This window comes from Modestobacter lacusdianchii (assembly GCF_054177765.1).
In genome coordinates, this window is the sequence record NZ_JBJJTJ010000003.1 from 150,630 (window position 1) to 176,887 (window position 26,258).

The window sequence follows — 26,258 nt, forward strand, 5'->3', positions numbered from 1 at the left end:
GGTGTCAGCGGGACGGGGCGGGCCCGGCGGCGTCGCCGGGCGGGGCCCCGTCAGCGGGGTCGGTGGACTCCGGGTCAGTGGAGTCGGACTCGGGGCGGCCGGTGGCCCCGTAGCGGAGCCGCCGGAGCTCGGCGATCTCCTTCTCGAAGTCGGCCGCGGAGCTGAAGGACCGGTACACGCTGGCGAACCGGAGGTAGGCCACCTCGTCGAGGTAGCGGAGCGGGCCCAGGATGGCCAGGCCGACCTCGTTGCTCGGCACCTCGGCGGACCCCGTGGCCCGCACGGCGTCCTCGACCTTGGCGGCGAGGACGGCCAGCTGAGCCTCGTCGACGGGCCGGCCCTGACAGGCCCGGCGCACCCCGGCGATGACCTTGTTGCGGTCGAAGGGCTCGCTGACGCCGCTGCGCTTGACGACGGCGAGCACCGGCTCCTCCACGGTGGTGAACCGGCGGCCGCAGACCGGGCAGGACCGACGACGACGGGTGGTCGCCCCCTCGTCGGTCTCCCGCGAGTCGACGACCCGACTGTCAGGGCTGTGGCAGAAGGGACAGCGCACCGGGCACCTCCTCGATCGGCGGGCCGCGAGAGCGACCGTCCGACGCTCCCTGTGGACCGACCGGGGGACATCCGGTGGATGTCCTGGGACTGACCTGGGGAAGCGCCTGTGGATGAGAACTACATCTCTGTCACACAAGATGTTGGGGTCAGGTTAGCTCCCGACCCCTACAGGTACGCAACCCCGGGGCGGCGTGTCGTCTTCCTCCGTCGCGTCCGCCCCGTCCGCACCAGGCGTGGAGCGCCACTGCCACCCAGCCCTGAGGCCACTGCCGGGCAGGTCAGGGCAGCTCCAGCTCCGCACCGGGCAGCAGGTCGACGCTGTCGAGCCCGTTGAGCTCCACGATCGCGTCGACCACCGCCCGCGGGTCCTCCTCCGGCGCGACCTCCCGGGCGATGGACCACAACGTGTCCCCCGACTGGACGACGACGGTCGAGGAACCGGCCAGCCGGAGGCCGCCGTCCCGGTCACCGAGCTCGACGACGACCACGGTGGCCGCAGCGATCGACAGACCGATGGCGACCGACAGCCCGGCGGCCACCCGCCGGCCACGGTCGGTCAGCCGCAGTGGCGCCGGACCGAGGTCGTACGGCGGCCACTCCCCCGCGACCCTGCCGGTGGCGGACCCGTCGCGCCCGCACCCGCCCCGCACCGGACGGGCCGCGGCGACCCCGTCGACCCGGACGGGTCGACCACCCGGCCTGGCCGGGTCGCGCCGGGCGACGGCCGGCGCGACGGACTGGGCACCCCGGACCCCGACGGCACGGGCCGGCGCCGGGCGGGCCGAGGCCGGCCGGACCGGACCCGGGCGGGACGACGCCGGGGTGGAGGCGGTGAGGCTGCGCTGCGGGCTGACCATCGGGACGCTCCTGCTGTCTGACTGTGCCGGACGGGACGACGACCGAGGGACCGGGCGACCAGGTGGTGCACTCGAACGCCTGTTCGACTCGAACGTCTGTGCGATGTCTACCGCACGGCAGTGACAGATCCACCCCTCGACACCGGATTTCTTCGAACACCTGTTTGAACTACACCGGTGCAACCCGCTACGGTGCACCTGCGATCGACACGGGGCCGCCCTGCCCGGCCACCGGCCCGGCGGCCGGGCGCCCCGGTCGACAGGCACCCGGAGACGCTGCCCCGGCAGCCGGACGAGGAGGACACATGGCGGCCGACGGCCCGACAGCAGACGGCGGCGCGAGCTCCTCCCGGCGCACGCGCGCCACGGACGACGACGCCGTCGCGGGTGGTGGCGCGGCGGTCCGCGAGTTCCCCGACCGCGGCGAGGCCGGCGACGGCCTGACCCAGCGGCAGCGCCGGGTGCTCGAGGTCATCCGCGACTCCATCGAGCGGCGCGGCTACCCGCCCTCGGTCCGGGAGATCGGCGAGGCCGTCGGCCTGTCCTCGGCCTCGTCGGTGGCCCACCAGCTGTCGGTGCTGCAGCGCAAGGGCTGGCTGCGGCGCGACCCGAACCGGCCCCGCGCGCTCGACGTCCGGCTGCCCGGCGACACCCCCGGGGCGCCCGCCGCCGACCCGGCCGCGCTGGCCGGCGCCGGGGCCGGCAGCGGCCTCGACGAGGCCGCCACCCCCCGCCCCACGTACGTGCCGCTGGTCGGCCGGATCGCCGCCGGTGGTCCGGTCCTGGCGGAGCAGGCCGTGGAGGACGTGTTCCCGCTGCCGCGGGAGCTGGTCGGCGAGGGCACCCTCTTCATGCTGAAGGTGGCCGGCGACTCGATGGTCGACGCGGCGATCTGCGACGGCGACTGGGTCGTCGTCCGCCAGCAGCCGACCGCGGAGAACGGCGAGATCGTCGCGGCCATGATCGACGGCGAGGCGACGGTGAAGACCTACAAGCGCCGCGACGGGCACGTGTGGCTGCTGCCGCACAACGACGCCTACGAGCCGATCCCCGGCGACGACGCCACCGTGCTGGGCCGCGTGGTCACGGTGCTCCGCCGGGTTTGACCCACCTGTCGACAGCCGGCGACCCCGCGGGGTCGCCGGCCGTCTCGGGGAATGCCGTTCAGCGCCGCTGGTAGTCCCCGTCCCGCTTCTCGAAGAACGCCCGGAGCGCCTCCTGGTGGTCCTCGGTCCGGAACATCTCCAGGAAGCGCTGGGTCTGCAGCGCCTGCCCCTGAGCGAAGTCCATCTCGAACGCGCCGGTGACCGCCTGCTTGGTGACCTCGACCGACAGCGGAGCCCGGGTGGCGATCCGCTGGGCCTTGGCGAGCGCGGCGTCCATCAGGTCGGCCGGCTCGTGCACCTCGGTCACCAGCCCCCAGTTCAGCGCCTGCTGGGCGGTGTACCGGGCCCCGGTCAGCAGGATCTCCTTCGCCGGCCCTAGCCCCACGACGCGCGGCAGCCGCCAGAAGCTCACGATGAGCCCGACGTTGACGCCGGCCGCGACGAAGAAGGCGTCCGTGGAGGCGATCCTGATGTCGCAGCAGAGGGCGAACTCCAGTCCCCCGCCGATCGTCGGGCCGTTGATGGCGGCGACGACCGGCGTCCGGAAGTGCTGCACGCCGTTGAGCACCCGGCCGAACTCGGCCAGATAGTCGGTGAGCTGCTCGTCGGTCATCGACTGGTCCTCACCGAGGTGGGCGCCCGCGGTGAACGCCCGCCCCTCGCCGGTGATCACCAGGCAGCGGACCTGCTCGTCGGCGTCGAGGACGTCCAGCGCCCTCATGAACGACCGCCGGCTCTCCCAGCTGAACGTGTTCGACGGCGGACTGTCCAGCGTCAGGACGGCGATGTGCGGGGTCTCGTAGCGCAGCTGAACCCCGGGGCCCACGTCGGTCGTGGTCACGGTCATGCGTTCTCCTCCGAGAGTGCGGGGGTGCGGGACGGAGCGGGGCGACGGCGCCGGACGGACTCACCCGGTCGGCGGTCGAGCAGGCGCATGGCGATGACCGCCACGACGATGTTGATCAGCAGGATGACCACCGACAGGGCGCCCACCCGCTGGTACAGCGACTCGTTGGACAGGTTGTAGAGGACGGTGGCGATGGTGGGGTTGGCGCCGGTGTAGAGGAACACCGACATCTCCAGCTCCCGGAAGAGCAGGACGAAGTTGAGCAGCCCGGCCGCCAGCAACGAGGGGCGCAGCAGCGGGACGGTGATCCTCCGCCAGGTACGGGCCCACGAGGCGCCCAGGCTCCTCGAGGCCTCCTCGACCTCGGCGCCGATCTGCCCCATCCCCGCGTGCACGTAGGCGAAGGTGAGCGGCAGCGCGCTGCCCGCGTAGGCGATGAGCAGGATCGACATCGACCCGCCCAGCCCGAACGGCGGGGCGGCGTACGCGATGATCAGCCCGATCCCCAGGACGGCGCCGGGGAAGGCGAGCGGCGCGGCCATCGCCGGCGCGATCACTGCGTTGCTGCGGGCCCGGGTCCGGTGCACCAGCCAGGAGGCCAGCAGCGCGAGAGCGAGGGCGATCACCGTCGCCGCGAGGGCGAGGAGGAGGCTGTTGCCCATCGCCGCGGTGATCAGTGGCTGGCTGAACACCTGCTCGTAGTTGCCGGTCAGGGTGAAGTTGTCCGCCCCGAACGGCCGGCCCAGCGCCTCCCGGAACGACGTCGCCAGCAGGATGCCGAACGGCAGCACGATGCTGAGGACGACGACCAGCGAGCAGAAGGCCAGCCCGGCGGCCCGCGCCGCCGGCCCGAGGCGGGTGACTTCCTGACGCCCCGGCTTGCCACCGATCACGGTGAACTTCCGGCCGCCGACCAGGCGCCGCTGGACCAGCAGCAGCGCGGCGATGATCACCAGGATCGGCACCGAGATGACCGCCGCGGCCTCGATCCGGGGCGGGAACTGCATGAGGCTCAGCAGCACGGTCGGGATGGTCTGGAAGCCGGTGGGCGCCCCGAGGATGGCGACCGGGCCGAAGATGACCGCAGCGCTGACGAAGACCAGGATCGAACCCGCGATCAGGGCCGGGGCGATCACGGGGAAGGTGACCGTCCGCAGCACCCGCAGCCGGGAGGCACCCAAGCTCGCAGCCGCGTGCTCCAGGGCCGGGTCGATGCCCTCCAGCGCGGCCGAGACCGGCAGGAACACGAGCGGGTAGAGGAACAGCGAGAGGACGAAGATGATCCCCCACGGGCTGAAGATGTCGAAGGGCGCGGACTCCAGGCCGAACAGCGACATCAACGTCGTGTTCAGCAGCCCGTTGCGCGGCCCGAGCAGCAGGATCCAGCCCAGCGCGGCGATGAAGCTCGGCGCGGCGAAGGTGAGCACCGCGGTGCCCCGGAAGAACCGCCGGAACGGCAGGTCGGTGCGCACCGCGAACCAGGCGACCGGCAATCCCAGCAGCAGGCTGCCCACCACGGTGCCGACCGCGATCCACAGTGAGTTGAGGACAGCCTCGACCAGACGCGGCTCACTCACCAGCAGGCCGTAGTTGCCCAGCGTGAACCCGCCGTCGTCAGCCACGAAGCTCTGCCCGAAGACCTGCGCGATCGGGTAGCCGATCAACGCCACGATCGCCAGCACCCAGACCCAGCGCATCGCCCGCTCGAAGCCGGTGCCCCGCCGCTGGCCCGGGCTTCTCCGGCGCGGCGGCGCGGTGGCCCCCGGCGGGGCCCCCGCCAGGTCGCTGACCGCCGTGGTGGTGGCGGCCGAGCTGGTCAGCGCCATGTCCGGCACCCCGACTGCACGGTCGGACCGCTCGTTCGCCGGCTCATCGGTTGAAGAGCTCCGCGAAGCGCGCGACCACGTCCCCGCCACGGGACTCGATCTCCGACAGGTCAGCGGTGAGCAGGGTGACCTCGGAGAGGTCGGCGGCGTCCGGCGGCTGGGGGCCGTCCTCGAGCACGCTGCGGCCACCCTGTTCGGCCAGCGCGGCCTGGAAGTCCTCGCTGAGGTGGTACTGGACCAGCAGCTTCGCGGCGTTCGGGTGCGGCGCGTCCGTCAGCATCGCGAGCTCGGAGGCGAACGAGGGCACGCCGTCCTCCATGAAGGCGATCTCCAGCGGCTCGCCCTCGTCAGCGGCGCTGATCACCGCGGACTCGATGGCAGGGATGCCGATGTCGGCCTCGCCGGTCAGCACGAGCTGGGCGAGCGCGAGGCTGCTGTCGGTGACGGCGACCTGGCGACCGGCCAGCTGCTCCAGCCACTCCTCGCCGTAGAGGCCGGTGACCATCGTGTAGTAGGCCAGCGCCGTGCCCGAGGCCCCGGGATCGGCACTGATGACCGCGCCGAAGTCCCCGGTGGCCAGTTCCTCCCAGGTCGTCGGGAGATCGGCCGGGTCGGTGTTGGCGGAGTTGTACATGATCCCCAGCGGGGCCAGGCTGTATGGCACCTGCGGGTTGCCCGGGTCGTCCAGGCCCTCGCGGACGTCGTCGAGGTTGGCCACCCCGGCGTCGGCGATGACGCCCTCGTCCGCCCAGTCCTGCATGGTGCCGGGGTCGGTGAGGCTGACGACGTCGGCGTTGACCGACCCGCTGGCCAGCTCCGCGGAGATGGAGTTGGCGATCGCGCCGGAGTCCTCGCGGGTGAAGGTGACCTGGATGCCGAAGACGTCCTGCATCCGTTGCTGCAGCAGCTCCAGCCCGGGCCGGGTGTGCCCGCCGGCGTACAGGACGACGCCACCTTCCTCCTGGGCCGCCTCGACGAGCGCCGGGTCGATCCCCTCGACGGCCGCCGCACCGCCCGATCCGCCGGATCCGGCACCCGAGGCCGAGCTGTCGGAGCCGTTGCCGCAGGCGGCGACCAGCACAACGGCGAGCGGGATGGTCAGACAGCTGGACAGGCGGCGCGCGGGACCATGGGTGGACACGGGACCTCTTCTCGGGTGGGCGGGGCGGGGGGAACGGACCATCCGACCGGGGGTCATGCCGCGGTCGGGGTGGTGGCGGGCGCCGGGGCGGCGGCAGTGGTGTCGGGTGCTGCCGACTGCGGACGGTCGCCGAGCACGGCGGCCGCCCCCCGGTCGACGGTGAGCGCGACCGCCGCACCGGCGTCGAGGCGGCCGGCGCTCGGGCCGGTGGCCTTGAGCGGCTCGGCCAGGCCGGGGACCTCGACGGCGTACTGCACGTGGTCGCCGAAGAACAGCGCCTCCCGCACCACCCCGCCGACCGGCACCCCCGGGTGGGCAGCCGCGAGCCGCACGTCCCCGGGCCGCACCGAGACCAGCACCTCGTCGCCCTCGCGCAGCCTGGCCGGCGCCGGGAGGAGAGCCTCGGTGAGCACCCCACCGGGGAGGCGGAGGACGACGGTGTCACCGCCGGAGACGCCGCAGACGGTCGCCGGGAGCACGTTGGTCGCGCCCAGTGCGCGGGCCACGAACCCGGTGCGCGGACGCCGGTACACCTGCTCGGGCGGGCCGACCTGCACCACCCGCCCGTCGTGCATGACCACGAGCCGGTCGGCCAGCGACAACGCCTCCGCCTGGTCGTGGGTGACGTAGACCATCGTCACGCCCAAGGACCGCTGGATCCGCTTGACCTCCGAGCGCATCTCCTCGCGCAGCCGGGTGTCGAGGTTGGACAGCGGCTCGTCGAGCAGCAGCAGGGCCGGGTCGTTCACGAGCGCGCGGGCCAGGGCGACCCGCTGCTGCTGGCCGCCGGAGAGCTGGTGGGCGTAACGGTCGGCCAGCCCGTCGAGCTGGACCATGGCGAGCGCCTCATCCGTCCGCCGGCGGACCTCGCCCCGGCTCGCCTTCGCCGTCGTCGGGCCGTACCCGACGTTCTCCCGGACGCTCAGGTGCGGCCAGAGCGCGTAGCTCTGGAACACCACCGACATCCGGCGCTTCTCCGGCGGCACGAACGTGCGCCCCCCGACCAGGACCTGGTCGCGCAGCCGGATCTCCCCGGCGTCGGGGCGCTCGAAGCCGGCGATCATGCGCAGGCAGGTCGTCTTCCCGCAGCCGCTGGGCCCGAGCAGGACGACGGCCTCGCCCTCTTCGATGGAGAGGTCGACCCCGTCGACGACGCGTACGGCGCCGAAGTCCTTGGTCAGTCCGGACATCACCAGGTGGGTCACGCGAGTGCCTCCGTCGGCTCGGTGGTCTGGGGCTCGGCCTCCGGCGCGGGTCCGGCCGGGTCGTCCACGGGGGTGGTGAGCAGCACGCCGGCGGCGAGCAGCTCGTCGATCTCCGCCGACGCCATGCCGGCCTCGGTCAGCACCTCCCGGCTGTGCTGACCGAGGAGCGGCGCCGGACGCCGGACGGCGGAGGGGGTGCCCGAGAGCTTCACCGGGGCGCCGATGTGGCGGACCGTGCCCATCCGCGGGTGGACGGTCTCGACGACCATGCCGCGGGCCTGCACGTGCGGGTCGGCGTAGACCTGCTCGATGTCGTACAGCGGACCACTGGGCACCCCGACGGCCTCGAGGAGTCGGAGCCACTCGGCGGTGGGCCGGGCACGCAGCCTGGTCGCCAGCTCGCCGGCGAGCTCGATGCGGTGCTCCATCCGGGCCGCGTTGTCGGTGAAGCGAGGGTCGGCAGCGAGGTCCTCCGCGTCCAGGGCGACGCACAGCCGTTCCCAGTTCCGCTGGTTGGCCGCCCCGATGGCGATCCAGCCGTCCGCGGTGGGCAGCGCCTCGTAGGGGGCCGAGAGGCGGTGCGCCGACCCCATGGGCCGGGCGACGTCCCCGAGGCCGAAGAACATGGCCGTCTCCCAGACGGTGTAGGCGATACCCGCCTCCAGCAAGGAAGCGTCGACGAACTGCCCCTCCCCGGTCTTCAGCCGGTGGACGTAGGCGGAGAGAACCCCGTAGGCGGCGAAGACCCCGGCGTTGAGGTCGCACACGGGGACGCCGACCTTCGCCGGCGCCCGGCCGGGCTCGCCCGTCATGCTCATCAGCCCGCTCATCGCCTGCGCGACCAGGTCGTACCCGCCACGACCGGCGTAGGGGCCGGTCGCCCCGAAGCCGGAGATCGAGCAGTAGATGAGCGCGGGGTTGTCGGCGCGCAGCGCCTCCTGACCGAGCCCGAACCGGTCGAGCAGACCGGGGCGGAAGTTCTCCACCAGGACGTCGGCGTCGCGGGCCAGCCGTCGGACGACATCGGCGCCGCGGGGGTCCTTGAGGTCGACGGCCAGGCCCCGCTTGTTCCGGTTCATGGCGTTGAACGCGGGTGAGAGCTCGACGTCGGGGCCCCGGGACATGCGGCGGGTGTCGTCCCCGCCCTCCGGACGTTCGATCTTGACCACGTCGGCACCCATGTCGGCCAGCAACAGGGAGCAGTAGGACCCCGCCATCACCTGGGTGAGGTCGAGGACCCGCACCCCCGACAGGGCGCCCGTCCGGACGGGATCTGACACGTCGACGCTCCAGACTGTTGACCTGCTGTGCCACTGTGTGGCACGCTTTGCCGCACGATGGCACGGTATGACGCGGGCCACACTAGGGAGGCGCTGGGGTGACGTCAACCACATGAGGTCGGTGGCCGTCGCCCTGGCCGTGCTGGAGGCTGTGTCGGAACGACAACCGGTCGGGGTCAGCGAGCTGTCCCGGGCCATGGCCCTGCCGAAGTCCACCGCCCAGCGGATGCTGTCGACCCTCGGCGAGCTGGGTTGGATCCGGTCCACCGGGGACGAACCCACCCGGTGGTCGCTCACCGCCAAGGCCATGGCGATCGGTTCCCGACACCGGGGGGACGACGAGATCCGGCAGATCGCCCTGCCGGCGATGCACACCCTCTCCGCGGCGACCGGCGAGACCGTCCACCTCTCGGTGCCGCAGGAGCGGCGCGTCGTGCTGCTGGAGAAGATCGAGGGCGTCCACCCGGTGCGGACCAACGCCGTGGTCGGCCACGGCGCGCCCATGCACACCACGGCGTCCGGCAAGGCCCTGTTGGCCGCGATGCCGGAGATACAGGCAGCGGCCCTGCTCCGGGCCGCTCCACTGGAGGCGCTCACCCCACACACCGACACCGACGTCGAGGCGCTGCTGCGCGAGCTCGAACGGGTGCGCCGGCGCGGTTACGCGGTCACCGTGGGCACCCGGCACCCCGACATCGCTGCGGTCGGCGCCGCCATCGTCGACGAGACGGGTCGGCCGGTGGCCACCCTGAGCCTGTCGCTGCCGGTGCAACGGTTCCCCCGGCGCCTGTGGCCGGTCTACGGGGAGCAGGTGGCCGGTGCCGCGCAGGAGTGCAGCCGGCAACTGGGCGGCCGGCCGGGGAGCTGACCGCGTCAGGCAGGGCGACGACGCAGCTTGCCGCCCAGCCAGACCAGCACCGTGGCGACCCCGGCTGCGATCAGGCCGGCGGTCACCGGTGCGACAGGCCGGGTGTCCCCGCCCGCCTCGGCAGCCTCCTCCGCCGCCGGGGCGCTCACTGCTGCGACGGAGAGGTCGCCGGTGGCCGGGACGAGGGTGACCGCTGAGGGCAGCCCCTCGCTCGCGACCAGCAGGTCGCGGTCGTTGGCCGCGAAGGCGATCGCCTCGCCCTGGGGCGCCTCGGGCAGCGGGACCCGCACGGGCGTGCCGCCGAGGGCACCCACCACGTCGGACCCGGACAGCGGCCACACGTAGGCGTCGGTGTAGGTGCGCAACGCGATCCGCTGGCCGTCGGCGGAGACCGCCCCGCCGGTGACCAGCAGCTGCCCCGCCCGGCCGACCGGGCCACCCGGGGTGCCGGTCAGCGTGAAGCCCAGCCCGAGCACCCGGCTCATCGGCACGGTCGCCCCGTCGGCGAGCGGCGCGTCGGGCCGGTAGACCGAGCTGGCCCCCAGCACCTCCTTGGTGACCAGGTAGGGCGTGCCGTCCGGGGCCATCAGCAGCGCCTCGGCGTCGTGGGCGCCGTCGGGGTAGGTGAGCCGGGTCAGCGTGCTGCTGCCATCGGGCCGGATGCCGATGAGGGCCACGGTGGCCCGCTCCCCCAGGTTGTCGCCGATGTCGGCCAACCAGAGCGTGCCGTCCGCGGCGAGGGCGAGGTCCTCGGGGTCGTAGGGGTCGATGGCGGCTGTGCGCACCTCGGCGACCGTGCAGTCCCCGGCCAGCACGAAGACCTCGGCCTGGTCGCCGCCGTCGTTCATCGCGAGCATGGTGTCGCCGGCGCCGGCCAGGCCGGAGAGCTCCGGCAGCCGCGGGTCGGTGATCTCGCAGCGGGTGCTGGGGGTGCCGTAGGGAGCGGCGTCCTCTGCAACGGCTGGAGCGGCCGGCAGGAGGGCGACGAGCACGCCGAGCGGCGCGCAGGCCAGCACCCCGGAGGACCGCACGCGGCGGCCGGTCCGGCTACGCCTGCGTTCGGCCTGCCCTGGCACGGGCCCAGCGTGACACCGTGATCGCGTCGAGTGCATGAACCACGCCCAAGAGCAGCAGCCCCACGGCCAGGCCGACGACCGCGTCGGTGACCCAGTGGAAGTCCAGTGCCACCATGGCCACTCCGGTCACCACCGGCCCCACGATGCTGAGCAGCCAGGCCGCTCGCTGCACCGGGGCGGGCAGGGAGAACTCCACCGCCTGCCATCGGGCGACGCCCCACATGAGCACCGCGTTGGCGACGTGGCCGGAGGGGTAGCTGGCCCCGTCGCGGTGGAAGAAGGAGCCGGGGAAGGCCGGGGCGGTGCGGCCGGTGCCCCACTTGAAGGCGTAGACGACGGTGGTCAGCAGCGCCAGCGCCATGACCACGCGCAGGAGCGGGACGAGCGTCCGCTGCCGGAGGGCCAACCACCCGACGAGACCGGCCAGCACGATGAGGATGAACCCTCGCCCGCCGGCCTGGGTGAACACCCAGACCAGCCAGTAGGCATCGGAGTTGCGCAGGTCCCAGTCGCTGACCACCTCGGAGACCCGGAGGTCCATCCGTTCCAGCCAGCCCCGGCTGAGCAGGTCGACGGTGACGACGACGGTGACCAGGGCGGCGAGCACCAGCACCCACCAGGGCGGGCGGCCGATGTCGATGCCCCGCGGCGGAGGCGGCGGCGAGGGGCTCGCCGCCGTGGACGGCTGGTCCACCGCTCCCCTGGTCACCGCGTCACGGTACCGGGATCGTGACCTCCCCGTGACCCGCCGGGCCGTACCGCTACCCCGCTGCCACATGCCGCACGCCATACGTGCGGGCGGGGGCAGCGGGGTCGTCGGTCAGACCCCGGCGACCGGCGCGGCGAAGTCCTCGAGCTGGGCGGCCAGTCCGGCGTCCACCCGTGCGGTCAGCCGGGTGCCCTCGGCCTCGTGCCGCTCCTCGATCACCTCGCCGTCCCGGTGCACCCGGGCGACCAGGTCACCCCGGTCGTAGGGGACGAGGACGTCGACGTCGATGTGCGGGTGCGGGAGGCGCTGGGCGATGACGTCACGCAGCGCCTCGATGCCCTCGCCGGTCCGGGCCGAGACCCAGGCCGCCCCGGGCAGTGCCTGGCGCAGCGCGAGCACGTCGTCCTCGCTCATCGCGTCGACCTTGTTGACCACGATCAGCTCGGGCACCGACCGGGCGTCGATCTCCTGGAGCACGATGTGCACCGCGTCGATCTGCCCCAGCGGGTCGGGGTCGGACCCGTCGACCACGTGCAGGAGCAGGTCGGCGGCGGCGACCTCCTCGAGCGTGGAGCGGAAGGCGTCGACCAGCTGGTGGGGCAGGTGGCGCACGAAGCCGACGGTGTCGGTCATCGTGAACTCCCGGCCCTCCGGGGTCTGCGCCCGCCGGACCGTGGGGTCCAGGGTGGCGAAGAGCGCGTCCTGCACCAGCACCCCGGCGTCGGTGAGCTGGTTGAGCAGGCTGGACTTGCCCGCGTTGGTGTAGCCGGCGATCGCCACGCTGGGGGTGGCGTTGCGGTCGCGGGAGTTGCGCTGCGTGGTGCGGGCGGTCGCCATGCCGGCGATCTCCTTGCGCAGCTTGCTCACCCGCGAACGGATCCGCCGCCGGTCGGTCTCGATCTTGGTCTCACCCGGGCCACGGGTACCGATCCCGCCACCACCGGCGACACGGCCACCAGCCTGCCGGCTCAGCGACTCACCCCAGCCGCGCAGCCGCGGCAGCATGTACTGCATCTGGGCGAGCTCGACCTGGGCCTTGCCCTCCCGGCTGGTGGCGTGCTGGGCGAAGATGTCCAGGATCAGTGCGGTCCGGTCGACGACCTTGACCTTGAGGATCTTCTCCAGCTGGTTGAGCTGGCCGGGGGCGAGCTCCCCGTCGCAGATCACCGTGTCGGCGCCGGTGGCGGCCACGACGTCCCGGAGCTCGGCGGCCTTGCCCGAGCCGACGTAGGTGGCCGGGTCGGGCTTGTCGCGGCGCTGCATCAGTGCGTCGAGGACCTGGGAACCGGCCGTCTCGGCGAGGGCGGCGAGCTCGGCCAGCGAGCGCTCCGCGTCGGCCGCGGTGCCCTCGGTCCAGACCCCGACCAGGACGACGCGCTCGAGGCGCAGCTGCCGGTACTCGACCTCGGTGACGTCGGTGAGCTCGGTGGAGAGCCCGGCGACGCGTCGCAGGGCACCGCGCTCCTCCCGGACGTAGGAGCCGGTGGTCTCGTCCGGGGTGTCCCACTGGCCGGCCGGCGCCGGTCGGGTGCCGGCGGCGCGGGCGCGGGCGGCCTTGTCAACCCGCGCCTCGGCCTCGTCGAGGACTGCGCGGTTCTGGGCTGTCGTCATCGTGTCCAGCCTGACACGCCTCTCCGTGGAGGGCGACTGACTTGTCGTGCGAGCTGTTGTCATCGCCGGGTACAACGCATCAGGGGTCCGGGTGCATCCCGAGGTAGACCGACCACTTCTCACCCTCCGGGTCGGCCGGCAGCCGGGCGTACTCGTCGAGGAGCCCGTACAGCCGGCGGCGGAACTCGGCGAGGTCCGCCGTCCCCAGCCGCAGCCCGAGCCGGCTGCTGGACAGCCGCTGCTCCCCCACCGCCGTGACCTCGGCCAGGAAGGCGGCCAGCAGCGGGTCCCGCGCCGGGGCCGGCCGGCCCTCGAGGTCCATCAGCCAGCTCTTGCCGGTCGCCCGGTAGGGCACCTCCCGCGCGCCGCGGGTGCCGCGCCGGACCCCCTCGGCGACCAGGAAGCCGGTGTCCACCAGCGTCCGCACGTGGTGCAGCACCGTCGCCGGGTTGCGGCCCAGCCGCTCGGCGATCTCCTTGTTGGTCAACGCCTGGTCCAGGCACAGCCGCAGGATCCGGATCCGGACGGCGGAGGCCAGCGCGCGCGCCTCGGCGTCGGTGGCCGGCCGGCGCTCCCCCGAGATCCGCCCGGCGGGCTCGGGTGCGGGCTGCTCGGTCATCGCGACCAGCCTAGGACGACGCGCCGCCCGACTGATTGACATCCCCCAATCGCTGGCGGGAGGCTCGTCCGGTGACCACTGACCGGAGCCTGCTCAGGCACCGCGACTTCCGCCAGCTCTGGGCCGCCGAGACCGTCAGCCAGGTCGGCACCCAGGTCACCCTGCTCGCCCTCCCGGTGCTGGCCGTCTCACTGCTGGACGCGACGCCGCTGGAGATGGGCTTCCTGACCGCGCTGGAGACGGCCGCCTTCCTGCTCATCGGGCTGCCGGCCGGCGCCTGGGTGGACCGCTGGCGGCGCAAGCGGGTGCTGGTCACCGCCGACCTGACGCGCGCGGCACTGCTGGCCACGCTGCCGGTCGCCTACCTGCTCGACGTGCTGAGCCTGGGCCAGCTGTTCGTCGTGGCCGCGCTCACCGGCGCCGCGACGGTGTTCTTCGACGTGGCCTACCAGAGCTACCTGCCCGCGCTGGTCGACCGCGACCAGCTCGTCGACGGCAACGGCAAGCTCGAGGCCAGCCGCGCGGTCGCCCAGGTCGCCGGCCCGGGGGTCACCGGCGTGCTGCTGCGGGTGATGGGCGCCCCGTTCCTGATCGCCCTGGACGCGGCGTCCTTCCTGCTGTCGGCGTTCTTCCTCGGCCGGATCCGCCGACCCGACGTCGTCCCCGACCGGGCCGGCCGCCGGTCGCTGCGCGCCGAGATCGCCGAGGGCCTGTCCTTCGTCGTCCGGCAGCCGCTGCTGCGCCGGATCGTGGCCTGCACCGGCACCTCCAACCTGTTCTCCTCGATCACCACGACGCTGCTGGTGCTCTACGCGCTGCGTGAGCTGGAGCTGTCGGAGAGCACGCTGGGCCTGGTCTTCTCCGCCGGGGCGGTGGGCGGGCTGGTCGGCGCGGCGACCGCGGCCCGGTTCGCCCGGTGGGTGGGCGAGGGCCGGGCGATCCCGCTGTCGATCGTGGTGGCGCTGCCGTTCACCGCGCTCACGCCCCTCGCCGCCGTCGGCGCGCCACTGGTGCTGCTGACGCTGGGCCAGCTGGGCTTCAGCTGGGCGGTGGTGGTCTACAACGTCACCCAGGTGAGCTTCCGGCAGCGGCTCTGCCCCCCGGCGCTGCTGGGCCGGATGAACGCCTCGGTGCGCTTCCTGGTCTTCGGCACGATGCCGTTGGGCGGCCTGATCGGCGGCGTGCTCGGCACCTGGGTCGGCGTGCTGCCCACGCTGTGGATCGCCGTGGCCGGCCAGTTGCTCGCCGCGGGCTGGGTGGTCCTCAGCCCGCTGTGGCACCTGCGCGAGCTGCCCGACGGTCCGGACGACCCCGTCCCCGCCACCGCGGGGGCGGTCGACGCGACGTCGCTGCCCGAGGCGCGCACCCCCACGGCCGGCACCGACCCGGAGCGGGCCGGCTGAACGGTCCGGCCGGTTGACCGGCCGGACGCCGGGTAGGGCGGCTGGACCAGTCCACCGCTCGAGAGGACGACGATGACCAGCCCTGAGCAGGAGATCGACGACCCCGGCCGCGACCCGGCCGGCCTGGACCCGCCGCGCAACCTCTTCGGCGGCGCCGACCAGGACACCGGCCGGGGCGCCCCCCGGGGCACCGGCAACGTGGGCCCCGGCGACAAGCCCGAGGCCCCGACCGACGCCCCCGAGACCCGCGCGGACGAGCCCGACCGGCCCTGACCGGGCTCAGCCGGCGAGCCACTCCGCGGTGAGCTCGCCGGTGGCGACGACGACGGCCGGGCCGGACAGCACGGTCGTCGTGCCGTCGAACTCCACCGACAGCCGGCCGCCCGGGACGTCGACCGCGACGGTCCCGGCGGTCCGGCCGCCGGCGGCCAGCGCCGCGTAGGCGGCGGCGCAGGCGCCGGTGCCGCAGGACCGGGTCTCCCCCACCCCGCGCTCGTACACCCGCAGCCGCACGTGCGCGCCCGCCCCGGCCGGCGCGTCCTCGGCGGCCAGCACGTTGACCACCTCGACGTTGACCCCCTCGGGGAACATCGCCGGGTCGACGCCGGGCAGCCCGGACAGGTCGAGCGTGTCGATCTCGGCGTCGGTCAGGCAGACCAGGTGCGGGTTGCCCATCGACACCCCGACCCCCGGGAACGACCGGCCGGCGATCCGCGCCGTGCCTTGCCCGAGCGGCCGTGCCGGGCCCATGTCGACCCAGTAGCCGCCCTCGGGGCGGGCACCCACCCGGCGCGGGCCGCCCCGGGTGCCGACCAGGACACCGGCCTCGGCCGCCGCCCGGTCCAGCAGGCCCTCGGCCAGCAGGACGTGCACGAACAGCCGGATCCCGTTGCCGCACATCTCCGCGTGGGATCCGTCGGCGTTGCGGTGGTCCATGAACCACTCGCACCGCTCCAGCGCCTCGCCCAGCACGGCCGGGGCGTCGGGCACCAGCCGGCTCGGGACGACGCGCAGCACGCCGTCCCCGCCCAGCCCGGCGCGCCGGTCGCAGAGCCGGCGGACCAGCTCGGCGTCCAGCCGGGTCTCCGGCCAGACCGAGCCGTCGGGGTCGGGCAGGACGACGAAGTCGTTCTCCGTGCCGTGCCCCAGGAGGACCCGCGGGCCGCCGTCGCTGTCGATCACGGCTCGATCGTACGGTCGGCGAGCAGCGCCTCCACCGCCTCGACCAGGTCCGGGCGGGCGGCGTCGAACCAGCTGGTCGCCGTGTCCCGGCGGAACCAGGAGCGCTGCCGCCGGACGAACCGCCGGGTCGTGGTGACCGTGCGCTCCCGGGCCTCGGTGGCCGACAGCTCCCCGTCGAACTGCTGGAGCACCTGCGCGTAGCCCAGCGCCCGTGACGCGGTGGGCCCCTCGCGCAGGCCGTCGGCGGCCAGCGCCGCCACCTCCTCGACGAACCCGGCGGCCCACATGACGTCGACCCGGCGGGCGACCCGCTCGTCCAGCTCGGCCGGCGCGCGGTCCAGCCCGATCGTCACCGCCGGGTAGTGGGCGGTGGGCTCGGGCAGGCGGGCGGTGAACGGCTGCCCGGTCAGCTCGATGACCTCCAGCGCCCGCACCACCCGCCGCCCGTTGCTCGGCAGGATCGCCGCTGCGGCCGCCGGGTCGAGCCCGGCGAGCCGGGTGTGCAGCGCGGCGGCGCCCTCGGTGGCCAGTTCATCGGTCAACCGGGCGCGGACGACCGGGTCGGTGCCGGGGAAGTCGAGCTCGTCGAGCACGGCCCGCACGTACAGGCCCGAGCCGCCGACCAGCAGCGGGACGACGCCGGCGGTGCGCAGCCGGTCGACCTCGGCCCGGGCGCGCTGCCGGTACTCGGCCACCGAGGCGGGCTCGCGGACGTGCCACAGGTCGAGCAGGTGGTGCGGCACGCCGTCCCGTTCGGCCGCGGTGGGCTTGGCGGTGCCGATGTCCATGCCGCGGTAGAGCTGCATCGAGTCGGCGTTGACCACCTCCGCGCCCACCCCGCGGGCGGCCAGCCGGTGCGCCAGTGCCACGGCGAGCGCGGTCTTGCCGGTGGCGGTGGGGCCGACGACCGCCACCACCGGCGGCCCGCTCACCGCACCCGCCAGGTGGCCACCGGGTACGCCACACCGAACGGCGCGTCGTCGTACCGCAGCTGGGCGGCGGGCTCCCGGCCCCGCAGCGCCGCCCCCACCGCCCGCCACACCGGCACGCCCGCGGCCATCAGCTGCTCGCCCGCCGCCGGGTCCAGGGCGGCGAGGGCGTCCGGGTCGCCGGCGGCGAGCGCTGCGGTGACCGCGGCGTCGAACGGCGCCGCGGCCGGGTCGAGGGCACCGGGGGCCTTGTCACCGCGGCGCGCCGAGCCGTCGCCCATGGCCAGCACCCCGATCGGGCCGGGGACGTCGGCCAGCGCCGGCCCGAGGTCGTCCGGGCCCACACCCAGCCGGGCCCCGGTGTGCCCGGCGTGCTCCAGCAGCCAGGCTCCGACCACGTGCGGCAACGGCACGCGGTGGCCCTGCGGGCGCACCCGTCCGGCGAAGGGCACCTCCAGGTCGACGCCGAAGCCGCGCAGGTCACCGGCGTCCCCGGGCCCGAACCGCAGGCTGCCGGCACCGTCGCCGACGACCACCACGACGTCCGGCTCGTCGGCCAGCAACGTCTGCACCGCACCGAGGACGGCGGCCCGCAGCACCGACAGCGCGTACCCGGGGGCACCGGCCACCGCGGGCAGCAGCAACGGCGTCTGCGGGCAGAAGGCGACCGTCACCGGACGAAGAGGTCTCACGCCAGGGAGTGTCGCGGATGCATCGTGGGAGACTGCTGCCGTGTCGAGCACGGAGAACACCGGAGACCGGACGCAGCAGCCCGCCACCGCCCCCGAGGAGGCGGTCCTCGAGACCACCCCGGTGGGCGAGGGACCGCTGGCGGCGACGCCGGACGGCGCCGTCCCGGCGGCCGAGGCCGAGCAGCCCGCCGTTCCCGAACAGCCCGCCGCCGGCGAGCCGGACGGCGCTGTCCAGCCCGCCGTCCCGGCGGCCGACGAGGGCGCCGGGGGGACGCCGTCGCAGGCCGTGACCCCCGAGGCCGGGACGCCGGCAGCCGAGGCCCCGGCCGAGGCCCAGCTCGCCGACCCGACCACCGACGCGGCGCCCGCCACGACGGCTCCCGCCGGCCCGAGCGCCGGGCCCGCCGACGTCCCCAGCGTCGTCCCGACCACGCCGGCCTCCGACCCCACCGCCTGGGGCCGGGTCGACGAGGACGGCACCGTCTACGTGCGCACCGCCACCGGCGAGCGCTCGGTGGGCTCCTGGCAGGCCGGCTCCCCCGCCGAGGGCCTGGCGCACTACGGCCGCCGGTTCGACGACCTGGCCACCGAGGTCTCCCTGCTCGAGGCCCGGCTGGCCGCGCACACCGGCAACCCCGGCGAGATCCGCACCAAGGCCCAGGAGCTGGCCGACGCCATCCCGCTGGCCCAGGCCGTGGGCGACCTGGACAGCCTGTCCGCCCGCGCCCGCGCGATGGTGAGCATGGCCGACACCGCGGTGGCGGCGAACCGCGCCGAGAAGGCCGCCCAGCGTGCCGTGCAGATCCAGCGCAAGGAGGCCCTCGCCGCCGAGGCCGAGCAGATCGCCGCCGGGTCCACGCAGTGGAAGGCGGCCGGTGACCGGCTCAAGGCGATCGTCGAGGAGTGGAAGACGATCAAGGGCATCGACCGCAAGACCGACGAGGCGCTGTGGCAGCGCTTCGCCTCGGCGCGGGACGCCTTCGGCCGGCGGCGCGGTGCCCACTTCGCCGAGCTGGACAAGCAGCGCGGGGAGTCCCGGGCCGCCAAGCAGGAGCTGATCGCCGAGGCCGAGCGACTGTCCACCTCCACCGAGTGGGGCCCGACCAGCGCCGCGATGCGCTCGCTGATGGACCGCTGGAAGGCCGTGCCGCGGGTCGGCCGGGACACCGACGACGACCTCTGGAAGAAGTTCCGCGCCGCCCAGGACGTCTTCTTCGCCGCCCGCACCGCCAACGACCAGGCGCGCAGCAGCGACGAGCTGGCCAACCAGAAGGCCAAGGAGGAGCTGCTCGCCGAGGCCGAGAAGCTCGACCCGGCCAACAAGGGCAACCAGAACGCGCTGCGCAAGATCCAGGAGCGCTACGACGCCATCGGGCACGTGCCCCGCGGCGCCATGCGCGAGCTGGAGGACCGGATGCGCACCGTGGAGGAGAAGTTCCGCGGCGCCGCCGAGTCCTCCCGGCCGCGGGTGCAGCCGGAGAACCCGCTGCTGACCTCGATGCGGGCCGCCGTCACCAAGGCCGAGGACCAGCTGGCCAAGGCACAGGCGGCCGGCAACGCCAAGCGGATCAGCGAGGCCGAGGCCAACCTGGCCACCCGCCGGGAGTGGCTGGCCGAGGCGGAGAAGTCCGCCGGCCGCCGCTGACGCGCTGACGACGACGGGCCCCCGACCAGCTGGTCGGGGGCCCGTCGTCGTCCCGGCCCCGGGCGTGGGGCGCGGGGTGTCCCGTCAGCCGCAGGCGGAGACCGCGGCCGGCAGTGGTGCGGGCACACCGATCGCCGGCATGCCGAGGGAGACCCCCTGGGTGGTCGGGCGGGTGCCGGCCTCGCTGGCGTCCCCGGCCCGGGTGCGGCGGTGCGACAGCAGCTCGCCGTCGGCGACCAGGAAGTGCGGCTTGCCCTCGGTGACCACGGTCTCGACGACGTCGCCGGGCCGGACGCCGTCCGCGGCGGTGAAGTGCACCAGCCGGCCGTCGCGGGCCCGCCCGGAGAGCCGGCCGCGGTCGGCGTCCTTGCTGCCCTCGCCGGCGGCGACCAGCAGCTCGACCCGGCGGCCGACCAGCGCGCGGTTCTCCGCCCAGCTGATCTCGTCCTGCAGCGCGGTGAGCCGCAGGTACCGCTCCTGGACGACCTCCTTGGGCAGCTGCCCGTCCATCTCCGCGGCCGGCGTCCCGGGGCGCTTGGAGTACTGGAAGGTGAAGGCGCTGGAGAACCGGGCCTGCCGGACGACGTCCAGGGTCTGCTCGAAGTCGGCCTCGGTCTCGCCGGGGAAGCCGACGATGATGTCGGTGGTGATCGCCGCGTCGGGCATCGCGGCCCGCACCCGGTCGATGATGCCGAGGTAGCGGTCCTGCCGGTAGCCGCGGCGCATCCGGCGCAGCACGTCGTCGGACCCGCTCTGCAGCGGCATGTGCAGCTGGTGGCAGACCGCCGGCGTCTCGGCCATCGCCGTGATCACGTCGTCGGTGAACTCGCGCGGGTGCGGGCTGGTGAACCGGATCCGCTCCAGGCCCTCGATCCGCCCGGCCGACCGCAGCAGGTCGGCGAAGGCGCCCCGCTCGCGGAACTCCACGCCGTAGGCGTTCACGTTCTGCCCGAGCAGGGTCACCTCGAGCACGCCCTGGTCGACCAGCGCCTGCACCTCGGCCAGGATCTCGCCCGGCCGGCGGTCCTTCTCCTTGCCGCGCAGCGCCGGGACGATGCAGAACGTGCAGGTGTTGTTGCAGCCCACGCTGATCGACACCCAGCCGGAGTACGCCGAGTCCCGCTTGGCCGGCAGCGTCGAGGGGAAGACCTCCAGCGACTCGACGATCTCCACCTGGGCCTCGGCGTTGTGCCGGGCACGCTCGAGCAGCGTCGGCAGCGAGCCGACGTTGTGGGTGCCGAAGACGACGTCGACCCAGGGTGCGCGCCGGACGATCTCGCCGCGGTCCTTCTGCGCCAGGCAACCGCCGACGGCGATCTGCATCCCCGGGTGGGCGTCCTTGACCGGGCGCAGGTGGCCGAGGTTGCCGTAGAGCCGGTTGTCTGCGTTCTCCCGGACGGCGCAGGTGTTGAGCACGACGACGTCGGCGTCGGTGCCCTCGGGAGCTGCCGTGTAGCCGGCCGACTCGAGCAGCCCGGAGAGCCGCTCGGAGTCGTGCACGTTCATCTGGCAGCCGTACGTGCGCACGAGGTAGGTCTTGCCGTTCACCACCGCATCGTACGGAGCCCGCGCCGGCGGCCGGCCGTGCGTCAGCGGCGGGGAGCCAGGAACCGGTCGTGCACGAAGCCGGTGGCCTGCAGGGCGACGTACTTGTCGAGCACGTCGACCACCCAGTCCCGCCTGCTCCAGCGGCTCGGGTGGTAGACGCCCAGCGCCATGGCGAGCAGGACGTCGGCCGGGTAGCCGAGGGCGAACACCACGTGCACCGCGCGCTGCCCGCGGAGACCGGCCCGGGAGGCGAGGGCGTGGCCGGCGCCCCAGACCGTGCCGAACCCGAAGTGCGCGACCCAGTTCAGCCGGGTCCGGCCCGCCGGGGTCGCGGGGTGCACCGGCAGCAGGGCCTCGGCGATCTCCGCCGGCGCGTGGCTGTCCGGGCGCCGGGTGAGCGGCTGCTCCACCAGCCGCTGGAAGGCGGTCATCACGGCGGTGCCGGCGAGGCCGGCGCCCGCGCCTCGGGTGAGGGTGGCCAGGACGCTGGGGGTGCGCATGCGCCGTCCGGTACCCGCGGGAGCGCCGCCGACGCCCGCAGATCGTGACCTGCCCGACACCGATGCGGGGAACTCACGGCCAGACCAACGCTTCGTTACAGCTTCGTGATGGCCTGGCGACGTCCCGGCTGGGGAGCGCCGCTTAGGGTCACCCGCTGTGACCGAACGTCCGACCGGAGAGCCTCTCGTCCGCCTGACCGGCGTCAACAAGTGGTTCGGCCAACTGCACGTCCTGCAGGACATCGACCTGACCATCGACCGCGGCGAGGTGGTCGTCGTCATCGGGCCCTCGGGCTCGGGGAAGTCGACGCTCTGCCGGACGATCAACCGCCTGGAGTCGATCGAGGACGGCGAGATCACCATCGACGGCCAGCGCCTGCCGGAGGAGGGCAAGGAGCTGGCCCGGCTGCGCGCCGACGTCGGCATGGTGTTCCAGAGCTTCAACCTCTTCGCGCACAAGACGGTGCTGGAGAACGTCACCCTCGGCCCGATCAAGGTGCGCAAGCAGTCCAAGGCCGACGCCGAGAAGCGGGCCCGCGAGCTGCTGGACCGGGTCGGCGTCGGGCACCAGGCCGACAAGGTGCCGGCCCAGCTGTCCGGCGGCCAGCAGCAGCGCGTGGCGATCGCCCGGGCGCTGGCCATGGACCCGAAGGTGATGCTCTTCGACGAGCCCACCTCCGCCCTGGACCCCGAGATGATCAACGAGGTCCTCGACGTGATGACCTCGCTGGCCCGCGACGGGATGACCATGATCGTCGTCACCCACGAGATGGGGTTCGCCCGCCGGGCGGCCAACCGGGTGGTGTTCATGGACGGCGGCCGGATCGTCGAGTCCGCGACCCCCGAGGAGTTCTTCACCAACCCGACCTCGGACCGGGCCAAGGACTTCCTCTCCAAGATCTTGAACCACTGATCGTCCGTACACCCACGAGAGGACCCACCATGCGCATCACCCGCTACGCCGCCGCCCTGGCGGCCACCGGCGTCGTGCTCGCCGGCTGCTCCAGCGATGCCGGCGAGACCGTCGAGGACGCCGCGGACAACACCGCCGCTGTCGCCACCGACGTCGAGTTCGAGCCGGGCAGCACCATGGCCGAGATCGTCGAGGCCGGCGAGCTGCGCGTCGGCACCAAGATCGACCAGCCCGGGTTCGGCCTGGCCAACACCGCCGGCGACCCCGAGGGCTTCGACGTGGAGATGGCCAAGCTCATCGCCGCGAAGATGGGCCTGACCGAGGACCAGATCACCTTCACCGAGACGGTGTCGGCCAACCGCGAGCCCTTCCTGCAGAACGACCAGGTCGACATGGTCGCGGCGACGTACACCATCAACGACGCCCGCAAGCAGGTCATCGACTTCGCCGGGCCGTACTACGTGGCCGGGCAGGACATCATGGTGGCCGCGGGCAACCCCGAGGGCATCGAGGGCCCGGAGGACCTGGCCGGCAAGACCGTCTGCTCGGTCGAGGGCTCGACGCCGGCGGAGACGATCCGGTCGGAGTACCCCGAGGCCGAGCTGGTCCTCTACGACGTCTACTCCAAGTGCGCCGACGACCTGCGCAACGGCAACGTCGCGGCCGTGACCACCGACAACGTCATCCTCACCAGCTTCGTCGCCGGTGACCCGGAGAGCTTCGAGCTCGTCGGCAACCCCTTCACCGAGGAGCCCTACGGCATCGGTGTGCAGAAAGACGCCGACGACTTCCGCGACTTCATCAACGACGTGCTCGAGGAGTCGTTCGAGGACGGCACCTGGGCCGAGGCCTGGGACCGCACCGCGGGCGCCATCACCGACACCGAGGCGCCTGACGCGCCCACCGTCGACCGCTACTGATCGACCGCTCGACACCGCTGGCGCCCCGGTCCGCCGGGGCGCCAGCGGTGCGCTCTGACACCACCTGATACGAGAGGAGGCTCGATGTCCTTCCTGGCCGACAACTTCCCGCTGCTCCGGGACGCCTTCCTGACCACGCTCAGCCTCGCCGTCCTGAGCGGCCTGGTCGCGCTGGTGCTGGGCACCGTCCTCGCAGCCATGCGGGTGAGCCCGATCGCCGCGCTGCGCGGGCTGGCGACCTTCTACGTCGAGGCCTTCCGCAACACCCCGCTGACGGTGGTCTTCTTCTTCCTGGCGTTCGGGATCGTCTACATCGACCTGCAGTTCCCGAGCCGGTTCATCACCGCGGTCGCCGCCCTGTCGCTGTACACGGCCGCGTTCGTCTGCGAGGCCGTCCGCTCCGGCATCAACGCGGTGCCGCCGGGCCAGGCCGAGGCCGCCCGGGCGATCGGGCTGGACTTCCGGCAGAGCCTGACCACGGTCGTGCTCCCCCAGGCCTTCCGCACCGTCGTCCCCCCGCTGGGCAGCGTCTGGATCGCCCTGGCCAAGAACACCTCGATCGCCGCGGGCTTCGCCGTCACCGACCTCACCGCCGTGCTCCAGCGACTGGCCAACGCCAACGCCGACCAGCTGGCCATGGTCTTCATCGCCGTGGTGGCGGGCTACCTGCTGATCACGCTGACCTCCGCGTGGCTGATCGGCATCCTCGAGCGCCGGCTGGCGATCGTCCGATGAGCGACTCGCGCGTCCTCTTCGACCTCCCCGGGCCGCGGGCCCGCAAGCGGCAGCGGCTGGGCAGCCTGCTGGGCGCCCTCCTCGTGCTCGCGCTCGTCGGCCTCGCGCTGTGGCGGCTGGGCAGCAACGGGCAGCTGGAGCCCGAGCGCTGGGCGATCCTGTTCGACCCGGCGACGAACGTCCCGCAGCGTCTGCTGGAGGCCCTCGGCAACACCCTCGAGGTGGCCGCCGTCGGCATGGTGGCGGCGACCGTGCTGGGGGCACTGCTGGCGGTGGGCCGGCTCTCCGAGCACGCCTGGCTCCGCGTCCCCGTGGTCACGGTGATCGAGTTCTTCCGCGCCGTGCCGCTGCTGGTGCTGATCCTCTTCTGCTTCCTCTTCCTGCCGCAGGTGGGGCTGTCGCTGAGCGCCTTCGGCGCCCTCGCCCTCGGGCTGACGCTCTACAACATGGCGGTGCTCGCGGAGATCTTCCGGGCCGGCATCCTGTCGATCGACCGCGGGCAGAGCGAGGCGGCGTACGGCCTGGGCCTGCGCAAGTGGCAGGTGATGACGTTCATCCTGGTGCCGCAGGCGGTCCGCCGGATGCTCCCGGTGCTGATCGCCCAGCTCGTCGTGCTGCTGAAGGACAGCTCCCTGGGCTTCATCGTGGGCTACCTGGAGCTGCTCCGGACCTCGCGCAGCCTGGTCGAGACGCTGAACTTCAGCTTCGGTCCGCGGTACACGTTCCAGCTCTACGTCGCGGCCGGGTTGATCTACATCATCGTCAACGTGCTGCTGTCGCAGCTGGCCAAGTACGTCGAGTCGCGCACTCGGCGCGCCCCCAAGGCCGCCGCCGCCGCCACGGGCACGGACCTGCCGACCGGCGCGGGCGCGGGCGCGGGGGCGGCCGGTGTGGCGGCCCTCGGCCCGGGGCGACCCGGCGAGGAGAGCTGACCGGCACCGCACCCGCAACATCGACAGGGCAGCCACCGTCTGGTGGCTGCCCTGTCGCGTTCCGTGGACCCGCTCCCGCCTGCACGAGGGCTGCCGTCCCAGACCCCGTGGACGCCGCAGACCCCGTGGACGCTCCCTGCCCGTGGACGCCCCTGCCCCGTGGACGCCGCTGACCCCTGGACGCCCCTGCCCCATGGACGCCGCTGACCCGTGGACGCCGCTGACCCGTGGACGCCGCTGACCCGTGGACGCCTATGACCCCGTGGACGCCTCTGACCCCGTGAACGCCTCTGGACGCGTCGACGGCCGCTGACGCATGGCCGCCACTGCCGGGCCCGGGACGCAGCTGGACCCGGCGAGGGACCGCGTGCCCGCGCGCGCTGGACCACGCTGGGTCCGGGGCCTCCGGCGTGACGGATGAGGTCCCAACCCTCTCCGTCGCCCCACCTGGCCCACCGCCCCCGGTCGGCTGGCCGACTGCCCGAGTCCTGGGCCCGAGTTGGCACTTTCAGCCGGTGACGATCAGGTCCGGCCCTGCCGAGAGTGGAGGTGTGACCTCGACTGCCGCCGCGCCGCGCCACATGCACCGCGACCTCGACGACGACAACGACCTGGAGACGACCACCCAGATCTTCGTCGGCAAGCTCCGGGCCAGCGCCCGGCGTTTCGCCTCCGCCGCCGGTGCCGAGTCGGCCATCGTGCGGGAGGCCGTGCCGCCGGCCCGCCACCGCCGCGCGCGCTGCCGTGTCGTGCTGCTCTACACCGGCGGCCGCGAGTCCGACGTGACCTTCCTGGGCCCGGCCAGCGCCATCGCCGGCAAGGAGATCACCATGTCGCAGTTCGACACCGCCATCGAGCTGTGGCTGCGCGCCGGCCAGGAGCGCAGCCGCCGCTGGCTCTCCCCCGACGAGGAGGCCGCGGACGGCGTGGCCATCGACATCACCGCCTGGCTCAACCGCTGAGCCGTCGTCCGGGCAACTGACCCCTGACCCTCGCCGCGAGTCGCCACCGGTACGGCGGACGGCGGGATCAGGGCGGCGAGCCCACTCCCCTGATCACGCGCCCGGGTGCGGCCTCCGCCGCACCCGGGTGACCGAGGCACCGAACGCAGATCAGCCGATGCGACGTCGTCGCATCGGCTGATCTCGTTGCTGGA

26 protein-coding genes are annotated in these 26,258 nt (G+C 73.8%); 10 read left to right on the top strand and 16 right to left on the bottom strand.

What is annotated here, in order from left to right; all coding sequences use genetic code 11:
* Positions 1–4: 4 nt before the first annotated feature.
* Positions 5–556 carry a transcriptional regulator NrdR gene (nrdR, locus tag ACJTNH_RS03320; protein WP_458172850.1) on the bottom strand — a complete coding sequence of 184 codons (552 nt, stop codon included), beginning with the start codon at positions 554–556 and terminating at the stop codon, positions 5–7.
* Positions 557–836: 280 nt separating this feature from the next.
* Complete coding sequence (locus ACJTNH_RS03325; protein ID WP_458172851.1) at positions 837–1,415, bottom strand: LysM peptidoglycan-binding domain-containing protein; 579 nt, start codon at positions 1,413–1,415, stop codon at positions 837–839.
* A 305-nt stretch (positions 1,416–1,720) separates the two neighbouring features.
* Between ACJTNH_RS03325 and lexA the strand changes: the two genes are divergently transcribed.
* Positions 1,721–2,521 (top strand): transcriptional repressor LexA, encoded by an 801-nt coding sequence (lexA, locus tag ACJTNH_RS03330; protein WP_458172852.1) that lies wholly within the window; start codon positions 1,721–1,723, stop codon positions 2,519–2,521.
* 58 nt (positions 2,522–2,579) lie between these two features.
* On the opposite strand, the gene ACJTNH_RS03335 is transcribed toward lexA, so the two are convergent.
* The 5 genes from ACJTNH_RS03335 to ACJTNH_RS03355 are packed head-to-tail and all read right to left on the bottom strand — an operon-like array spanning position 2,580 to position 8,820.
* The gene (locus ACJTNH_RS03335) at positions 2,580–3,368 is read right to left on the bottom strand and encodes an enoyl-CoA hydratase/isomerase family protein (RefSeq protein WP_458172853.1); all 789 of its coding nucleotides are present in this window, start codon (positions 3,366–3,368) and stop codon (positions 2,580–2,582) included.
* Positions 3,365–5,194, bottom strand: a complete 1,830-nt coding sequence (locus ACJTNH_RS03340; protein ID WP_458172854.1) for an ABC transporter permease — start codon at positions 5,192–5,194, stop codon at positions 3,365–3,367. Before ACJTNH_RS03340 ends, ACJTNH_RS03335 begins: the two co-directional genes overlap by 4 nt.
* A gap of 43 nt (positions 5,195–5,237) precedes the next feature.
* Positions 5,238–6,335, bottom strand: coding sequence for an ABC transporter substrate-binding protein (locus tag ACJTNH_RS03345; protein WP_458172855.1), 1,098 nt, complete (start codon positions 6,333–6,335; stop codon positions 5,238–5,240).
* Positions 6,336–6,388: 53 nt separating this feature from the next.
* Positions 6,389–7,540, bottom strand: coding sequence for an ABC transporter ATP-binding protein (locus ACJTNH_RS03350; protein ID WP_458172856.1), 1,152 nt, complete (start codon positions 7,538–7,540; stop codon positions 6,389–6,391).
* On the bottom strand, positions 7,537–8,820 hold the full coding sequence (locus ACJTNH_RS03355; RefSeq protein WP_458172857.1) for a CaiB/BaiF CoA transferase family protein: 1,284 nt from the start codon (positions 8,818–8,820) through the stop codon (positions 7,537–7,539). Before ACJTNH_RS03355 ends, ACJTNH_RS03350 begins: the two co-directional genes overlap by 4 nt.
* Before the next feature lie 112 nt (positions 8,821–8,932).
* Here ACJTNH_RS03355 and ACJTNH_RS03360 point away from each other — a divergent pair, with 112 nt between their 5' ends.
* Entirely contained in the window at positions 8,933–9,688 is a 756-nt protein-coding gene (locus ACJTNH_RS03360) for an IclR family transcriptional regulator (protein WP_458172858.1), read from the top strand.
* Between the two features lie 5 nt (positions 9,689–9,693).
* Here ACJTNH_RS03360 and ACJTNH_RS03365 read toward each other — a convergent pair whose 3' ends face one another.
* From ACJTNH_RS03365 to ACJTNH_RS03380, 4 genes are all read right to left on the bottom strand, one after another.
* The gene (locus tag ACJTNH_RS03365) at positions 9,694–10,719 is read right to left on the bottom strand and encodes a hypothetical protein (protein ID WP_458172859.1); all 1,026 of its coding nucleotides are present in this window, start codon (positions 10,717–10,719) and stop codon (positions 9,694–9,696) included.
* 16 nt (positions 10,720–10,735) lie between these two features.
* Positions 10,736–11,473 (bottom strand): phosphatase PAP2 family protein, encoded by a 738-nt coding sequence (locus tag ACJTNH_RS03370; RefSeq protein WP_458172860.1) that lies wholly within the window; start codon positions 11,471–11,473, stop codon positions 10,736–10,738.
* 111 nt (positions 11,474–11,584) lie between these two features.
* A complete protein-coding gene (gene hflX, locus ACJTNH_RS03375; RefSeq protein WP_458172861.1) occupies positions 11,585–13,084 on the bottom strand; it encodes a GTPase HflX in 1,500 nt (499 codons plus the stop codon).
* A 79-nt stretch (positions 13,085–13,163) separates the two neighbouring features.
* On the bottom strand, positions 13,164–13,703 hold the full coding sequence (locus tag ACJTNH_RS03380; protein WP_458172862.1) for an ArsR/SmtB family transcription factor: 540 nt from the start codon (positions 13,701–13,703) through the stop codon (positions 13,164–13,166).
* A 71-nt stretch (positions 13,704–13,774) separates the two neighbouring features.
* Between ACJTNH_RS03380 and ACJTNH_RS03385 the strand changes: the two genes are divergently transcribed.
* Positions 13,775–15,106 carry an MFS transporter gene (locus ACJTNH_RS03385; RefSeq protein ID WP_458172864.1) on the top strand — a complete coding sequence of 444 codons (1,332 nt, stop codon included), beginning with the start codon at positions 13,775–13,777 and terminating at the stop codon, positions 15,104–15,106.
* Between the two features lie 72 nt (positions 15,107–15,178).
* Positions 15,179–15,379: a hypothetical protein gene (locus ACJTNH_RS03390; RefSeq protein ID WP_458172865.1), complete on the top strand. Its 201-nt coding sequence runs from the start codon at positions 15,179–15,181 to the stop codon at positions 15,377–15,379.
* A 6-nt stretch (positions 15,380–15,385) separates the two neighbouring features.
* Here the strand turns inward: ACJTNH_RS03390 and dapF are convergent, their stop codons facing one another.
* Genes dapF through ACJTNH_RS03405 form a run of 3 tightly spaced genes read right to left on the bottom strand, consistent with a single transcriptional unit; the run spans position 15,386 to position 17,909 of the window.
* A complete protein-coding gene (gene dapF, locus ACJTNH_RS03395; protein ID WP_458172866.1) occupies positions 15,386–16,288 on the bottom strand; it encodes a diaminopimelate epimerase in 903 nt (300 codons plus the stop codon).
* Positions 16,285–17,220 carry a tRNA (adenosine(37)-N6)-dimethylallyltransferase MiaA gene (gene miaA / locus ACJTNH_RS03400; RefSeq protein WP_458172867.1) on the bottom strand — a complete coding sequence of 312 codons (936 nt, stop codon included), beginning with the start codon at positions 17,218–17,220 and terminating at the stop codon, positions 16,285–16,287. The genes dapF and miaA overlap by 4 nt, the downstream gene beginning before the upstream one ends.
* Positions 17,217–17,909 (bottom strand): hypothetical protein, encoded by a 693-nt coding sequence (locus ACJTNH_RS03405; RefSeq protein ID WP_458172868.1) that lies wholly within the window; start codon positions 17,907–17,909, stop codon positions 17,217–17,219. The genes miaA and ACJTNH_RS03405 overlap by 4 nt, the downstream gene beginning before the upstream one ends.
* 40 nt (positions 17,910–17,949) lie before the next feature.
* Between ACJTNH_RS03405 and ACJTNH_RS03410 the strand changes: the two genes are divergently transcribed.
* A complete protein-coding gene (locus ACJTNH_RS03410) occupies positions 17,950–19,554 on the top strand; it encodes a DUF349 domain-containing protein (protein WP_458172869.1) in 1,605 nt (534 codons plus the stop codon).
* A gap of 84 nt (positions 19,555–19,638) precedes the next feature.
* On the opposite strand, the gene miaB is transcribed toward ACJTNH_RS03410, so the two are convergent.
* Together miaB and ACJTNH_RS03420 are read right to left on the bottom strand one after the other, a co-directional pair.
* Positions 19,639–21,102 carry a tRNA (N6-isopentenyl adenosine(37)-C2)-methylthiotransferase MiaB gene (gene miaB, locus ACJTNH_RS03415; RefSeq protein WP_458172870.1) on the bottom strand — a complete coding sequence of 488 codons (1,464 nt, stop codon included), beginning with the start codon at positions 21,100–21,102 and terminating at the stop codon, positions 19,639–19,641.
* A 41-nt stretch (positions 21,103–21,143) separates the two neighbouring features.
* A complete protein-coding gene (locus tag ACJTNH_RS03420) occupies positions 21,144–21,602 on the bottom strand; it encodes a hypothetical protein (protein WP_458172871.1) in 459 nt (152 codons plus the stop codon).
* 157 nt (positions 21,603–21,759) lie between these two features.
* On the opposite strand from ACJTNH_RS03420, the gene ACJTNH_RS03425 reads away from it, so the two are divergent.
* The 5 genes from ACJTNH_RS03425 to ACJTNH_RS03445 all read left to right on the top strand — a co-directional run bounded on the left by ACJTNH_RS03425 (position 21,760) and on the right by ACJTNH_RS03445 (position 26,064).
* The gene (locus ACJTNH_RS03425) at positions 21,760–22,515 is read left to right on the top strand and encodes an amino acid ABC transporter ATP-binding protein (RefSeq protein ID WP_458172872.1); all 756 of its coding nucleotides are present in this window, start codon (positions 21,760–21,762) and stop codon (positions 22,513–22,515) included.
* Between the two features lie 29 nt (positions 22,516–22,544).
* Entirely contained in the window at positions 22,545–23,435 is an 891-nt protein-coding gene (locus ACJTNH_RS03430) for a glutamate ABC transporter substrate-binding protein (protein WP_458172873.1), read from the top strand.
* A gap of 84 nt (positions 23,436–23,519) precedes the next feature.
* Positions 23,520–24,170, top strand: a complete 651-nt coding sequence (locus tag ACJTNH_RS03435; RefSeq protein ID WP_458172874.1) for an amino acid ABC transporter permease — start codon at positions 23,520–23,522, stop codon at positions 24,168–24,170.
* The gene (locus ACJTNH_RS03440; protein WP_458172875.1) at positions 24,167–25,102 is read left to right on the top strand and encodes an amino acid ABC transporter permease; all 936 of its coding nucleotides are present in this window, start codon (positions 24,167–24,169) and stop codon (positions 25,100–25,102) included. Before ACJTNH_RS03435 ends, ACJTNH_RS03440 begins: the two co-directional genes overlap by 4 nt.
* 551 nt (positions 25,103–25,653) lie before the next feature.
* Complete coding sequence (locus ACJTNH_RS03445) at positions 25,654–26,064, top strand: hypothetical protein (protein ID WP_458172876.1); 411 nt, start codon at positions 25,654–25,656, stop codon at positions 26,062–26,064.
* Positions 26,065–26,258 lie beyond the last annotated feature (194 nt).